Raw genomic sequence first — 12,427 nt, 5'->3', positions numbered from 1 at the left:
TCAGTGCCCGTCCCCGACCCGTCCACGGTCCGGTATCCCGGACCGTGGACGCATCGAGACATCCACGCCAACGGCATCCGCTTCCATGCCGTCGAAGCCGGCCCGCACGACCCGGACACACCGCTCGTGGTGTTCGTGCACGGCTTCGCCGACCTGTGGTGGTCGTGGCGTCACCAGCTCACCGCCTTCGCCGATCTCGGCTACCGGGCGGTCGCGGTGGACCTGCGCGGTTACGGCGACACGGACAGGCCGCCGCGCGGATACGACGGCTGGACGCTCTCGAACGACATCGCGGGACTGATCCGCGCCCTCGGGCACACCGAGGCGATCCTCGTGGGCCACGCCGACGGCGGCCTCGTGTGCTGGGCGACCGCGGTGCTCCATCCCCATGTCGTGCGGGCGATCGCGGTCGTCGACTCCCCGCACCCCATCTCGCTGCGCGATGCGACCCTGCGCGACCACGCGCAACGCAAGGCCCTGCTGCCGACCTTCCTCGCCTACCAGCTGCCGTGGCGTCCCGAACGGAAACTGGTCCGCGACAACGGCCTCGAGATCGAACGGCTGCTGCGCGTGCGGTGCGGCCCGGACTGGCGACGCACCGACGAGTTCGCCGACGTCGTCGACCGGCTGCGCACCGCGATCCGCATCCCGGGCACGGCGCACCTGACCCTCGAGTACCAGCGCTGGGCGTTCCGCAGCCAGTGGCGTCCCGACGGTCGCCGCTTCATGAAGGCCATGGACGTCGAGCTCACCCTGCCGATCCTGCAGCTGCACGGCGCGCTGGATCCCTACGTGCTCGCCGCGACCCTCCGACGCTGCGTGCGGCACGCCCCCGGACGGATCCTGAAGTTCGTCGACGGGGCCGGCCACTACGCCCATCAGGAGAAGCCCGACGCGGTGACGGCGTTGCTCGCCGACTTCGTCCGCAGGCTCGACTGACCTGCCCGTCCGCCGGACGGGCAGGCGTCAGACGATGCAGGCGCCGGTCGCGACCGGCTGATTCACTCCGGCCATCTCCAGCTGCCGGCTGACCTCTGCGGCGGTGAGAACGAAACCGGTGTCGGTGTCGTCGACCGCCGCGCCGAAGACCATGCCGAGGACGCTGCCGGACGGATCGACCAGCGGACCACCCGAGTTGCCCTGCCGGATCGTGCCGCGCACCGTGTACACCTCGCGTTCGACGGTGCCGCCGCGGTAGATGTCCGGGCCCTGCAGGTCGAGCGTCTCGCGGATGCGCGCCGCGCTCGCCGTGTACGGGCCACCGCCCGGGTAGCCGAGCACGATCGCGTCGTCACCCGACTCCGCCGGCTCCGGCGCGAAGCCCAGCGGCTGCGCAGTCAGTCCCGGCACCGCGAGGATCGCGACGTCCACCTCCGGGTCGAACAGCACGACGGTCGCTTCGAGCGGACCGCCCTCCGTATCGACGGTCACCGCTGCGGTTCCGGCCACGACGTGCGCGTTCGTCATCACCCGTTCGGGCGCCACGACGAAACCGGATCCTTCGAGCGCCTTCTGGCAGCTGGGGGCGACGCCGTTGATGCGCAGCACGCTCGTCTGCAGCCGGGCGGGCACCGATCCTTCGAGGAGACCACCGTCGGGTGCCTCGACCTCGGCGATCGGGGTGCGTCCGAACGGCCCGATCACCTCGGGCAGACCCGAGGTGTCGAGCAGCGCCGAGAACTCGTTGGGGATCGCGCGCATCCAGTCGGGGGCGACGTCGTCGACAGTCCCCAGCACCTGGGATCCCCGCACGGCCGCGGAGACGGCGGGCTGGGTCGTGGCGGTCAGTGGGATGGCGAGCAGCCACGCGGCGACGAGCACCGCGACCGACTGCAGCCCGGCACCGACGACGCTGTCCACCGCCCGCGCGCCCGGACTGTGGATGCCGCTGCGCGCGGCGCGTCCGAGCACCATGCCGGCCACCTCGCCGATCACCACCAGCACCACGATCAGTGCGATCCCGGCGAGGATGCGCATGCGCGCGTCGTCGATGTGCACGAGCACGTGCGGGGCGATGAGGATGCCCGCGACCGCACCGAGCAACACGCCCAGGAAGGCGAGCGCCGAAGCGACGGCTCCCTGCCGGAGCCCGGAGGACGCGGCGATCAGGACGATCACCACGATGATCAGATCGATCCAGCCCGATCCGGTCATGATTCGACCACCCCCGTCTCCAGTTCGGCGAGTACGACGTCGAGGTCACGGACATCGTGGTGATCCCACTCGATCTCCCACCCCGACACCGCGAACAGACCCGCGAGCACGCCCGCGGTGAAGCCCCAGACCAGCATCCCGTCCACCTGGAAGGCCGGGCCCTGATAACCCAGCCGGTGCCGGACCTGGAAACGGTTGTCGGGGTCGAGCAGCTCGTGCAGCGACACCCGGACCACGCGGGTCGCCTCCTGCGGATCGACGACGCCGACGGGGCTCGGGGTCTCCCAGTAGGCGACCACGGGGGTCACGTCGAAGCCGGAAGGCGGGATGAACAGTTCGGGGAGCACGGCGAGCGGCCGGATCCCGGACGGATCCAGGCCGGTCTCCTCCTCCGCTTCACGCAGTGCGGTGTGGATGGCGCCGTAGTCCTCGGGATCGGCGGCGCCTCCGGGGAAGGCCACCTGCCCGCTGTGCTGCCGCAGGGTCGCGGCGCGCTGGGTGAGCAGGACGTCGGCATCGGCGGGAAGTCCGCCGCGGGCCATCGGATCGGCCTCCGGCGACCCGCCGAACAACACCAGCACCGAGGCCTGCCGCACCCGCGCGTCGCGCGGGGCGCGGCGGTTCAGGATCGGGTTGAGACCGTGCGGGTCGGTGGGCGAGACCGAGGCGACGCGCCGGAGCCATTCGGGGATCATGCGGCCACCCCCAGGTGCTCCTCGACGACCGAGGCGACCTCGTCGGCCGACCGGAACGGGATCGGGAGCACCGCGGCGACCGATCCGTCGGCGCGGAGCAGCACCGTCACGGGAAGGACGGCGGGCGCGCCGACCGCGGCCTGCACGCGTCCCGAGCCGTCCTGCACACCCGGCAGGTGCACGCCGTAGTCGGTGAGCCGGCCGAGGGCGTTCGACTCGTTCGGGTCGGTGTGGACGGTGACGACGGTGACCTCCTCGCCCACCCGGGCTGCGTAGTCCTGGAGAACCGGTAGTTCCTCGGCGCAGGGAGCGCACCACCAGGCCCACAGGTTCACCACGGCGGGTTTTCCGGCGAGGGCGGCCGCGAGGTCGACGGGAGATCCGTCGCCCACGCACTCGAAGACCAGCCCGGCGAGCGGACCGGCGGGAGCGGGCGAGGACACGCCCGGCTGCGGGCACGGATCCAGTGCGGCGTTCTCGCGCAGCGGGGCGAGGGCCTGCGCGTCGTCCTGGGGCCGGCGGTCCACGGGTGCGGCCGAGGGAGTGGCCGGTCCCGAACCGGTGGCCGGTGGCGGGTCGCTGCGGTCGCGCGGCCAGATGGCGACGATCAACGCGATGACGACGACGAGGGCTGCCAGGCTCCAGCGGCCTGCTGTGGAAGGACGCACTCCGTCACCGCCCGGCCAGCTCGAGCAGGTGCTCGGTCTCCGGTCCCTTCACCAGCGCGGCCGCGGTCTGCGGATCGGTGGGCCCGGTCCCGTAGGAGGGGCAGTCCTTCGCGAGGACACACACCCCGCATGCCGGCTTGCGTGCGTGGCACACGCGCCGACCGTGGAAGATCACGCGATGGGACAGCAGCGTCCACTCCTTGCGCTCGATGAGCGCACCCACCGCGTGCTCGATCTTGACCGGATCGGTCTCGTCGGTCCATTCCCAGCGACGCACGAGCCGCTGGAAGTGGGTGTCGACCGTGATACCCGGCACATCGAAGGCGTTGCCGAGGATGACGTTGGCGGTCTTGCGGCCGATGCCGGGCAGCGCGACGAGATCCTTCAGGCGGGCCGGAACCTCACCGTCGTGCCGCTCGAGCAGAGCCTGACCGAGGCCGATGAGCGAGTTGGCCTTGTTGCGGTAGAAGCCGGTCGAGCGGATGTACTCCTCGAGCTCGGCGCGGTCGGCCTCCGCGTACGCGCGGGCGTCGGGATACCGGGCGAACAGAGCGGGAGTCACCTGGTTGACCCGCACATCCGTGCACTGTGCCGACAGGATCGTGGCGACGGCGAGCTCGAGCGGATTCGTGAAGTCGAGCTCGCAGTAGACGTGCGGGAAGGCCTCGGCGAGGCGTCGGTTCATCCGTCGTGCGCGACGGACGAGCGCCAGTCGCGACTCCGGTCCGCGAGCCTTTCCGTTCACTCGGCGCGGGGCCGTCTCGGGGCTCTCGGACTGGGTGGCATGCACCTGATCCACTCTACGTAAACACTCTCCCCAGGATCCGGCCCCGTGTCTCTTCCGAGACCTTCCGGGTGTTTACTTCCGGGTATGCAAGCTCTTGCTGTCGTCCTCTTCCCGGTGCTGCTCATCTTGTTCGCACTGTCCATGGAACGTGTCGAAGCGCGCTTGAGTCGGTTGTCCGTCCGCGAGCAGGAAGTGGAGGAGTTCCTCGACAAAGCGGACCAGGCCGATGTCGCGGCACTCGCTCGTGAAGGTTTCCCCGGGGCCCTGGCTCGCTTCCAGCGTCGCCGCCGCCGCGGACCGAGCGCCGACGGAGCGGACGATTCGGACGGCCATCTGCGCGCGCGCCGCGCCAGCTGAACGACTACCTGCCGGTAGCCTCGAAGTGCCGATGATCGGGTTCGTCGACCGTTTCCGTGGTATCGGTCACTCACTCGTGCAGCGCGCACGATAGACTGGGCGCTCGTACGCCTGACAGGTGACCTGCCCGGGAAGTCCGTCGACGTGCAGACCCGGCAGTAGATGACGAATCATTCCCAAAAGGAGCGCACGTGGACGAGGTCCTGGCCAGAGCAGGCATCTTCCAAGGAGTCGAGCCCTCGGCGGTTGCGGCGCTGATCAAAGAGCTTCAGCCTGTAGATTTCCCGCGCGGCCATGTCATCTTCAACGAGGGTGAGCCCGGCGATCGGCTGTACATCATCGTTTCCGGCAAGGTGAAGCTCGGACGTCGTTCGCCCGACGGCCGCGAGAACCTCCTGACGATCATGGGCCCGTCCGACATGTTCGGCGAGCTGTCGATCTTCGACCCGGGTCCGCGCACCTCCACCGCCACCACCGTCACCGAGGTGCGTGCCGTGAGCATGGACCGCGACGCACTCAAGGCGTGGATCGACCAGCGCCCCGAGATCGCCGAGCAGCTCCTCCGCGTGCTGGCCCGTCGTCTGCGTCGCACCAACAACAGCCTCGCCGACCTGATCTTCACCGACGTCCCCGGTCGTGTCGCCAAGGCGCTGCTGCAGCTCGCCCAGCGTTTCGGCACCCAGGAGGCCGGCGCCCTGCGTGTCACGCACGACCTGACGCAGGAAGAGATCGCGCAGCTCGTCGGCGCCTCCCGCGAGACCGTGAACAAGGCCCTGGCCGACTTCGCGCACCGTGGCTGGCTGCGTCTCGAGGGCAAGAGCGTGCTGATCTCCGACTCGGAGCGTCTGGCGCGTCGCGCTCGCTGACCCACAGATCGCCGAAAGGCCGGGACGCTCGCTGCGTCCCGGCCTTTCGTGTGTTCCGGCCCGTCCGGGCTGCCCTGGCTCAGCCGTGGCTGCGCAGGTATTCCAGCTGCACGTTGACCGACTTCTCCGCCGCACCCCACAGCGAGGGGTCGACGTCGGCGTAGACGTGCTCGACGACCTGCCGTGCGGAGGCGTCGGCGCCGAGGGTGCGCAGCGCACCGCGCACCTGCTCGAGCCGGCCCTCCCGGTGCGCGAGGTACTCCCGCGCGATCGTCTCCAGATCGGGCAGCTCGGGACCGTGCCCGGGCAGCACCGTGTAGCCACCGCCGAGACCGATGAGCGACCTCAGCGACCGCAGGTAGTCGCCGAGGTCACCGTCGGAGTCGTCGAGCACGGTCGTGCCGCGGCCGAGGATGGTGTCGGCGGTGAGCACACTGCGGTCCTGCTCGATCACGAACGACAGCGAATCGGCGGTGTGACCCGGGGTCGCGACGACCCGGATGCGCAGACCCGCCGCCTCGACGACGTCGCCGTCGGACAGCTGCTGCCCACCGCCATGGCGGTGTTCCGGCAGCACCGCGTGCACCGGGCATTCCGCGAGCTGCGAGAACCGCTCGGCACCCTCGGTGTGGTCGAAGTGGCGGTGACTGATGAGGGTCGCCGCCACCGGCACCTGCGCGATCCGCTCGAGATGCCCTTCGTCGAGGGGACCCGGATCGACCACGACGCACTCGTCGCTGCCGGGCGCCCGGAGGATCCAGGTGTTCGTTCCCTCGAGGGACATGATCGAGGGGTTCTCGGCCAGGATCACCGCGGCGTTCTCGGTGACCTGCCGTAGCTGCGCGTAGGCGGGGTGGACCAGCGCCATCAGTCGTGCCTCTCGTGTCGGATCCGTCGGGAGCCGCCCTCGGTCGGGGAGGGTGGCGTCAGCGTACTTCCACCATCAACTCGACCTCGACGGGAGCGCCGAGGGGCAGCTCCGCGACGCCGACGGCCGAACGGGCATGCGCGCCGACCTCACCGAAGATCTCCCCGAGCAGTTCCGACGCGCCGTTGATGACGCCGGGCTGCCCGGTGAAGCCCTCGGCGGACGCCACGAAGCCGACGACCTTCACGACGCTCGCGATGTTGTCGAGTCCGACGAGAGCATCGACGGCGGCGAGCGCGTTGAGCGCGGCGGTGCGAGCCGCGGTCTTCGCCTCCTCCGCCGACACCGCGGCGCCCACCTTGCCGGTGTGCGTCAGCTTCCCGTCGACCAGCGGCAGCTGACCGGAGGTGTAGACGACGTCGCCGTTGCGGACGGCGGGCACGTACGCCGCCACCGGGGCGGCGACCGGCGGCAGGGTGATGCCGAGTTCGGTCAGGCGTTCGCTCCAGGTGTTGTGCGACACGGGTCAGCCCTTCGGACGCTTGAGGTAGGCGACGTGCTGCTCACCGGTGGGGCCGGGCAGGACGGTGACGAGCTCCCAGCCGTCGGCACCCCACTGGTCGAGGATCTGCTTGGTCGCGTGCGTGAGCAGCGGCACGGTTGCGTATTCCCATGTGGTGGTTTCACTCATGTCCTGACCCTATCCGGCACCGTTCACCGTCCACGACTTATAGGCTCGTGATCGTGGCATCTCCGACATCACATTCCGGCGAATGGCCGGCAGGCGCCGCCGAGGCGCGATTGCACTTCGTGTCCGGCAAGGGTGGCACCGGGAAGTCCACCGTGGCCGCAGCGCTCGCGCTGGCGCTCGCCGCCGGAGGTCGCAAGGTCCTGCTCGTCGAGACCGAGGGACGTCAGGGCATCGCGCAGCTGTTCGACGTGCCGCCGCTCCCGCCGGTCGAGACGAAGATCGCGACCGCGCCGGGTGGCGGTGAGGTGTCGGCTCTCGCGATCGACATCGAGGCGGCCTTCCTCGAATACCTCGACATGTTCTACAACCTCGGATTCGCAGGTCGCGCGATGCGGCGGATGGGCGCGATCGAGTTCGTGACCACGCTCGCGCCGGGTCTGCGCGACGTGATCCTCACCGGCAAGATCAAGGAGACCGTGGTGCGGACCGACGCGACGGGCACCCCTGTCTACGACGCGGTCGTCGTCGATTCCCCGCCCACCGGCCGCATCGGCAGCTTCCTCGATGTCACCAAGGCCATGGCCGACCTCGCGAAGTCCGGTCCGATCCGGTCGCAGAGCGAGGGCGTGGTCCGGCTGCTGCACTCCGATCAGACCGTCGTCCACCTGGTGACCCTGCTCGAGGCACTGCCCGTGCAGGAGACGGCCGACGCGGTGGAGGAACTCGAGGCCGCCGATCTCCGGATGGGCACGGTGATCGTCAACCGCACCGCCCCCGAACACCTGCCCGAGGAACTCGTCGACGACGTCGCCGCCGGCCGCATCGCCGGGCCCGCGATCCGGACGACCCTGGAGAGGGTGTCCGTCAAGCTCTCCGACGACGATTTCGCCGGCCTGCTGACCGAGACCATCGAGCACGCCGCGGTACTCCAGGCGCAACAGGTGAGCGCCGCTCAACTCGACGAAGTGAAGGTGGCACGCATGTCCCTACCGGCCCTCGCCGACGGTGTCGATCTCGGTGGCCTCTACGAACTCGCCGACGCCCTCGCCGAGCAGGGTGTCCGATGAGCGCACCGATCCGGAAGGTCCTCGACGTCGCCCGCATCCTGGACGACCGCTCGTCCCGGGTGATCGTGTGCTGCGGGTCGGGCGGTGTCGGCAAGACGACCACCGCCGCGGCGCTCGCGTTGCGCGCGGCCGAGCGGGGCCGCAGCGTCGTGGTGCTCACGATCGACCCTGCGCGGCGACTGGCACAGGCCCTCGGGGTCGCCTCGCTCGACAATTCACCGCAGAAGGTGGAGCTCGGGCCGGAGGCGAAGGGCGAGCTGCACGCGATGATGCTCAACATGCGTCGCACCTTCGACGACATGGTGCTCGAGCACTCGACGCCGGAGAAGGCGCAGCAGATCCTCGACAACCCCTTCTATCAGACCGTGGCGTCGTCGTTCTCCGGCACGCAGGAGTACATGGCGATGGAGAAGCTCGGTCAGCTCGCGCAGAGCGACGAGTGGGATCTCATCATCGTCGACACCCCGCCGTCCCGGAACGCACTCGACTTCCTCGACGCTCCCCAGCGGCTCGGGGCGTTCCTCGACGGCCGGATGATCCGGATCTTCACGGCACCCGGACGTGGCTTCGGCCGCCTGGTGACGGGCGCGATGGGGCTCGCGCTCAAGGCGGTCTCGACGATCGTCGGGAGCCAGATGCTGTCGGACGCGTCGGCCTTCGTGCAGTCGCTGGACTCGATGTTCGGGGGTTTCCGCGAGCGCGCCAACCGCACCTACCGGTTGCTGCAGCAGCCGGGAACCCACTTCATGGTGGTCGCGGCACCCGAACCCGATGCCCTGCGCGAGGCGTCGTTCTTCGTCGAGCGACTCTCGGGCGATCGCATGCCGCTGTCGGGCCTGGTGCTCAACCGCACCCATCCGACACTGTCGGCGCTGCCGTCCGATCACGCCCTCACCGCAGCGGATCAGCTCGCCGAGGAGGAAGGCGTGGACGCGAAGGCCGCTGAGGCCGTTCTCCGCATCCACGCGCACCGGGCGGTGATCGCCAAGCGGGAGCTGCGGTTGCTACGCAACTTCACCGCGGCGAACCCTGCCGTCCCCGTGGTCGGGGTGCCCTCGCTGCCCTTCGAGGTCTCGGATCTCGAGGCGCTGCGGGCGGTGGGCGAGCAATTGACCCGCGAGGCGTGATGTCTCGCGGGTCATGATCTCGGCGGTTCGTGTACCGGTGAGGTGGTGACTAGACCGCGCTCTGGTGCTGTCGCTGCGCCTGGAAGAAATCGGCCCAGGACTCGACCTCGGGATGCTGCTTGAGGAGAGCACGACGCTGCCGCTCCGTCATGCCTCCCCACACGCCGAACTCGACACGGTTGTCGAGGGCGTCCGCCCCGCACTCGAGCATCACCGGGCAGTGCCGGCAGATCACCGCAGCCTTGCGCTGCGCTGCGCCACGCACGAACAGTTCATCGGGATCGACTTCGCGGCAGCGAGCCTTGGAGACCCAAGCGATGCGCGCTTCGGCCTGGTCGACGTCGAGTCGGGTCGTCGGGGTGGTCATGTGCATTCAGTTGCCCCTTTACTTTCCGAACGCCGGTTCGCGGTGTTCGAGGTCTGCGCCGTCCGTGTGCCGCGACGGCGCGAAACCTGCCCGTCAAGGTGTTATCTGCGTCACACTGATGTCTCAATCTAGGTAAACTGATGCCCACGCGCAAGGCGAACGAAACCTTTTCTGGTACGTACGTACAAAGTTGCACGTCGGAGGCGTTTTCACAGCGCCCGTCGTGCCACGCCCGCTCCCTGGAAACCGCCGGCCGGTCCCCCGCCACGTAGTGTGTAGGCGTGTCGATCCGAAGAACGGTGGCGAAGCTCGCTGGTTGCACGGCCCTCGGCGGCGTTCTCGTAGCAGGGATGCTCTTCCCGGCCGCGGGTGGATTCGGGTACGTCTCGAACCGCGCCGCGGACACCGTCGACAACAGTTCCGCAGAGCTCGTCGAAGGTGTCGTCCCAGCCGTGACAACCATGGTCGACAAGGCGGGTGAGCCGATCGCGTGGCTCTACGACCAGCGTCGCTTCGAGGTGCCCAGCGACCAGATCTCGAACGAGATGAAACTGGCGATCGTCTCGATCGAGGACAAGCGGTTCCCCGAGCACCAGGGCGTCGACTGGCAGGGCACCATCCGCGCGTTCCTCACCAACACCACGAGCGGTCAGGTCGAGCAGGGCGCCTCCACGATCGACCAGCAGTACGTCAAGAACTACCTGCTGCACGTGATCGCGAAGACCGACGCCGAACGCCGCGCGGCGATCGAGACGACGCCGGCCCGCAAGATCCGTGAGATCCGCATGGCGCTGACCCTCGACGATCAGCTCACCAAGGACGAGATCCTCACCCGCTATCTGAACCTCGTCCCCTTCGGCAACGGTTCGTTCGGCATCCAGGACGCCGCCCAGACCTACTTCGGCATCGACGCGAAGGACCTGAACATCCCGCAGGCCGCGATGCTCGCGGGCATGGTGCAGTCCAGCTCGGCGCTGAACCCGTACACCAATCCCGACGGCGTACTCACCCGTCGCAACATCGTGCTCGACACGATGATCGACAACATCCCCGAGCGCGCCGACGAGATCCGCGCCGCGAAGGAACTGCCGCTCGGCGTGCTGCCCGAGCCCAACACGCTCCCCCGCGGCTGCATCGCCGCCGACGACCGCGGCTACTTCTGCGAGTACGCGCTGCAGTACCTCGAGAACTCCGGACTGTCGCGCGAGCAGATCGACCGGGGCGGATATCTCATCCGCACGACCCTCGACCCCGAGGTCCAGAACTCCGTCAAGGAATCGCTCGACCGGTTCACCAGCCCCACCGTCGACGACGTGGCCTCGGTGATGAACGTGATCGAGCCGGGCCAGGATTCGCACAAGGTCCTCGCCATGGGGTCGAGCCGCAAGTTCGGCCTCGACGCCGAGGCCAAGGAGACGGTCCAGCCGCAGCCCTACTCGCTGGCCGGTCACGGCGCCGGGTCGATCTTCAAGATATTCACCGTCGCCGCCGCCATGGAACAGGGCCTGGGCACCTCGGCCGTGCTCGACGTCCCGTCCCGCTACAACGCCCGCGGTCTGGGCGACGGCGGCGCCCGCGGCTGCCCGGCCAACTACTACTGCGTCGAGAACGCCGCACCGTATCCGTCGCGACTGTCGGTGACCGACGCGCTGGCACAGTCGCCGAACACGGCGTTCGTCAAGCTCATCGAGGCCACCGGCGTCGACGCGGCCGTCGACATGTCGGTGCGCCTGGGTCTGCGTTCGTACCTGCAGCCGCGCACCTCCGGCTTCGGCGACCAGTCGATGGCCGAGATGCAGAAGGACCAGCACCTCGGCTCGTACACGCTCGGCCCGACGTGGATCAACGCGCTCGAACTGTCGAACGTCGCGGCGACCCTCGCCTCGCACGGCAAGTGGTGCCCGCCCAGCCCGATCGAGGAGGTCTTCGACCGCGAGGGCAAGCCCGTACCGATCACGCAGCAGGCCTGCGAGCAGGTGGTCGAGCCCGGCCTCGCCGACACCCTCGCCACGGCGATGAGCAAGGACACCGCCGCCGGCGGTACCGCCTCGGGTGCCGCGGGATCGGTGGGCTGGAACCTGCCGGTCGCGGCGAAGACCGGTACGACGGAATCGCACATGTCGTCGGCCTTCCTCGGCTTCACCAACCGGTTCGCCGGTGTGGTCTACACCTACGGCGACTCCCCCACCCCCGGCCAGATCTGCTCGGGTCCGGTCCGCCCCTGCTACGACGGCAACCTCTTCGGCGGTACCGAACCGGCGCGGACATGGTTCTCGGCGATGCTGCCGGTGGCGAACAAGTTCGGCTCCATCGAACTGCCCGCCCCCGATCCCCGGTACGTCCGCGGCGCGGGCAACGCCCAGGTTCCGGACGTGACGGGCCTGTCGAAGGACCGCGCGGTCCAGCGACTGCAGGACGCCGGATTCTCGGTCTCGGAGGCGACGATCGCCGGTGAGGAACGCGCCGGAACGGTGACGGGTACGTCCCCGAGCGGCTCGGCCGTCCCGGGATCGACGGTCACACTGTTCATCAGCGACGGATCGGTCCGCGTGGCTCCCACCACAAGCGCCACCCCGGCCCGCCCGCGCGACCGCGAGGTGCCCGACACGACCCGCCGATCGACGCCCGCGCCCATCCCGGGACGTGAGCTCGAGCAGAGCGAGTCGAGTCCGCCGGCGGAGGAGGACTCCACTCCCACGACGACACCGAGCCGCCCCGACAACTGAGCCGCAGGGCTTCCACGGCCGTGCAGTTCTCGTCGCCCCGTCCTCGTGACGGTC

The 12,427-nt window shown here is 69.4% G+C and carries 14 protein-coding genes; 6 read left to right on the top strand and 8 right to left on the bottom strand.

From position 1 onward, the window contains the following. Positions 1-3: 3 nt before the first annotated feature. Positions 4-939, top strand: coding sequence for an alpha/beta fold hydrolase (locus tag AC0LPE_RS01960; RefSeq protein WP_160876047.1), 936 nt, complete (start codon positions 4-6; stop codon positions 937-939). A 27-nt stretch (positions 940-966) separates the two neighbouring features. Here the strand turns inward: AC0LPE_RS01960 and marP are convergent, their stop codons facing one another. Genes marP through nth form a run of 4 tightly spaced genes read right to left on the bottom strand, consistent with a single transcriptional unit; the run spans position 967 to position 4,316 of the window. Next, positions 967-2,154 carry an acid resistance serine protease MarP gene (gene marP, locus AC0LPE_RS01955; protein WP_016693232.1) on the bottom strand — a complete coding sequence of 396 codons (1,188 nt, stop codon included), beginning with the start codon at positions 2,152-2,154 and terminating at the stop codon, positions 967-969. After that, entirely contained in the window at positions 2,151-2,849 is a 699-nt protein-coding gene (locus AC0LPE_RS01950) for an NUDIX hydrolase (protein WP_016693231.1), read from the bottom strand. The genes marP and AC0LPE_RS01950 overlap by 4 nt, the downstream gene beginning before the upstream one ends. After that, complete coding sequence (locus AC0LPE_RS01945; protein ID WP_088898795.1) at positions 2,846-3,517, bottom strand: TlpA family protein disulfide reductase; 672 nt, start codon at positions 3,515-3,517, stop codon at positions 2,846-2,848. The genes AC0LPE_RS01950 and AC0LPE_RS01945 overlap by 4 nt, the downstream gene beginning before the upstream one ends. A 4-nt stretch (positions 3,518-3,521) precedes the next feature. Continuing rightward, on the bottom strand, positions 3,522-4,316 hold the full coding sequence (nth, locus tag AC0LPE_RS01940) for an endonuclease III (RefSeq protein ID WP_016693229.1): 795 nt from the start codon (positions 4,314-4,316) through the stop codon (positions 3,522-3,524). 72 nt (positions 4,317-4,388) lie between these two features. Here nth and AC0LPE_RS01935 point away from each other — a divergent pair, with 72 nt between their 5' ends. After that, a complete protein-coding gene (locus tag AC0LPE_RS01935; RefSeq protein ID WP_490605507.1) occupies positions 4,389-4,661 on the top strand; it encodes a hypothetical protein in 273 nt (90 codons plus the stop codon). A 191-nt stretch (positions 4,662-4,852) separates the two neighbouring features. Further along, positions 4,853-5,527 carry a Crp/Fnr family transcriptional regulator gene (locus AC0LPE_RS01930; RefSeq protein ID WP_006552426.1) on the top strand — a complete coding sequence of 225 codons (675 nt, stop codon included), beginning with the start codon at positions 4,853-4,855 and terminating at the stop codon, positions 5,525-5,527. Positions 5,528-5,606: 79 nt separating this feature from the next. Here AC0LPE_RS01930 and AC0LPE_RS01925 read toward each other — a convergent pair whose 3' ends face one another. Genes AC0LPE_RS01925 through sp36 form a run of 3 tightly spaced genes read right to left on the bottom strand, consistent with a single transcriptional unit; the run spans position 5,607 to position 7,086 of the window. After that, positions 5,607-6,395 carry an MBL fold metallo-hydrolase gene (locus AC0LPE_RS01925; protein ID WP_088898797.1) on the bottom strand — a complete coding sequence of 263 codons (789 nt, stop codon included), beginning with the start codon at positions 6,393-6,395 and terminating at the stop codon, positions 5,607-5,609. Between the two features lie 58 nt (positions 6,396-6,453). Beyond that, a complete protein-coding gene (locus tag AC0LPE_RS01920) occupies positions 6,454-6,918 on the bottom strand; it encodes a RidA family protein (protein ID WP_160876050.1) in 465 nt (154 codons plus the stop codon). A gap of 3 nt (positions 6,919-6,921) precedes the next feature. After that, a complete protein-coding gene (gene sp36 / locus AC0LPE_RS01915) occupies positions 6,922-7,086 on the bottom strand; it encodes a Sp36 family protein (protein WP_006552429.1) in 165 nt (54 codons plus the stop codon). A gap of 50 nt (positions 7,087-7,136) precedes the next feature. On the opposite strand from sp36, the gene bagA reads away from it, so the two are divergent. Beyond that, positions 7,137-8,153, top strand: a complete 1,017-nt coding sequence (bagA, locus tag AC0LPE_RS01910) for an ATPase BagA (protein ID WP_490606300.1) — start codon at positions 7,137-7,139, stop codon at positions 8,151-8,153. Next, positions 8,150-9,280, top strand: coding sequence for an ATPase BagB (gene bagB / locus AC0LPE_RS01905; RefSeq protein ID WP_016693224.1), 1,131 nt, complete (start codon positions 8,150-8,152; stop codon positions 9,278-9,280). The genes bagA and bagB overlap by 4 nt, the downstream gene beginning before the upstream one ends. Positions 9,281-9,329: 49 nt before the next feature. Here bagB and AC0LPE_RS01900 read toward each other — a convergent pair whose 3' ends face one another. Continuing rightward, entirely contained in the window at positions 9,330-9,653 is a 324-nt protein-coding gene (locus AC0LPE_RS01900; protein WP_006552432.1) for a WhiB family transcriptional regulator, read from the bottom strand. Between the two features lie 293 nt (positions 9,654-9,946). Between AC0LPE_RS01900 and AC0LPE_RS01895 the strand changes: the two genes are divergently transcribed. Beyond that, a complete protein-coding gene (locus AC0LPE_RS01895) occupies positions 9,947-12,373 on the top strand; it encodes a penicillin-binding protein (RefSeq protein ID WP_026061357.1) in 2,427 nt (808 codons plus the stop codon). The last annotated feature ends 54 nt before the right edge of the window (positions 12,374-12,427 follow it).

Source organism: Rhodococcus sp. S3, from assembly GCF_058211795.1.
This window is presented reverse-complemented; position numbering and strand designations above follow the sequence as displayed.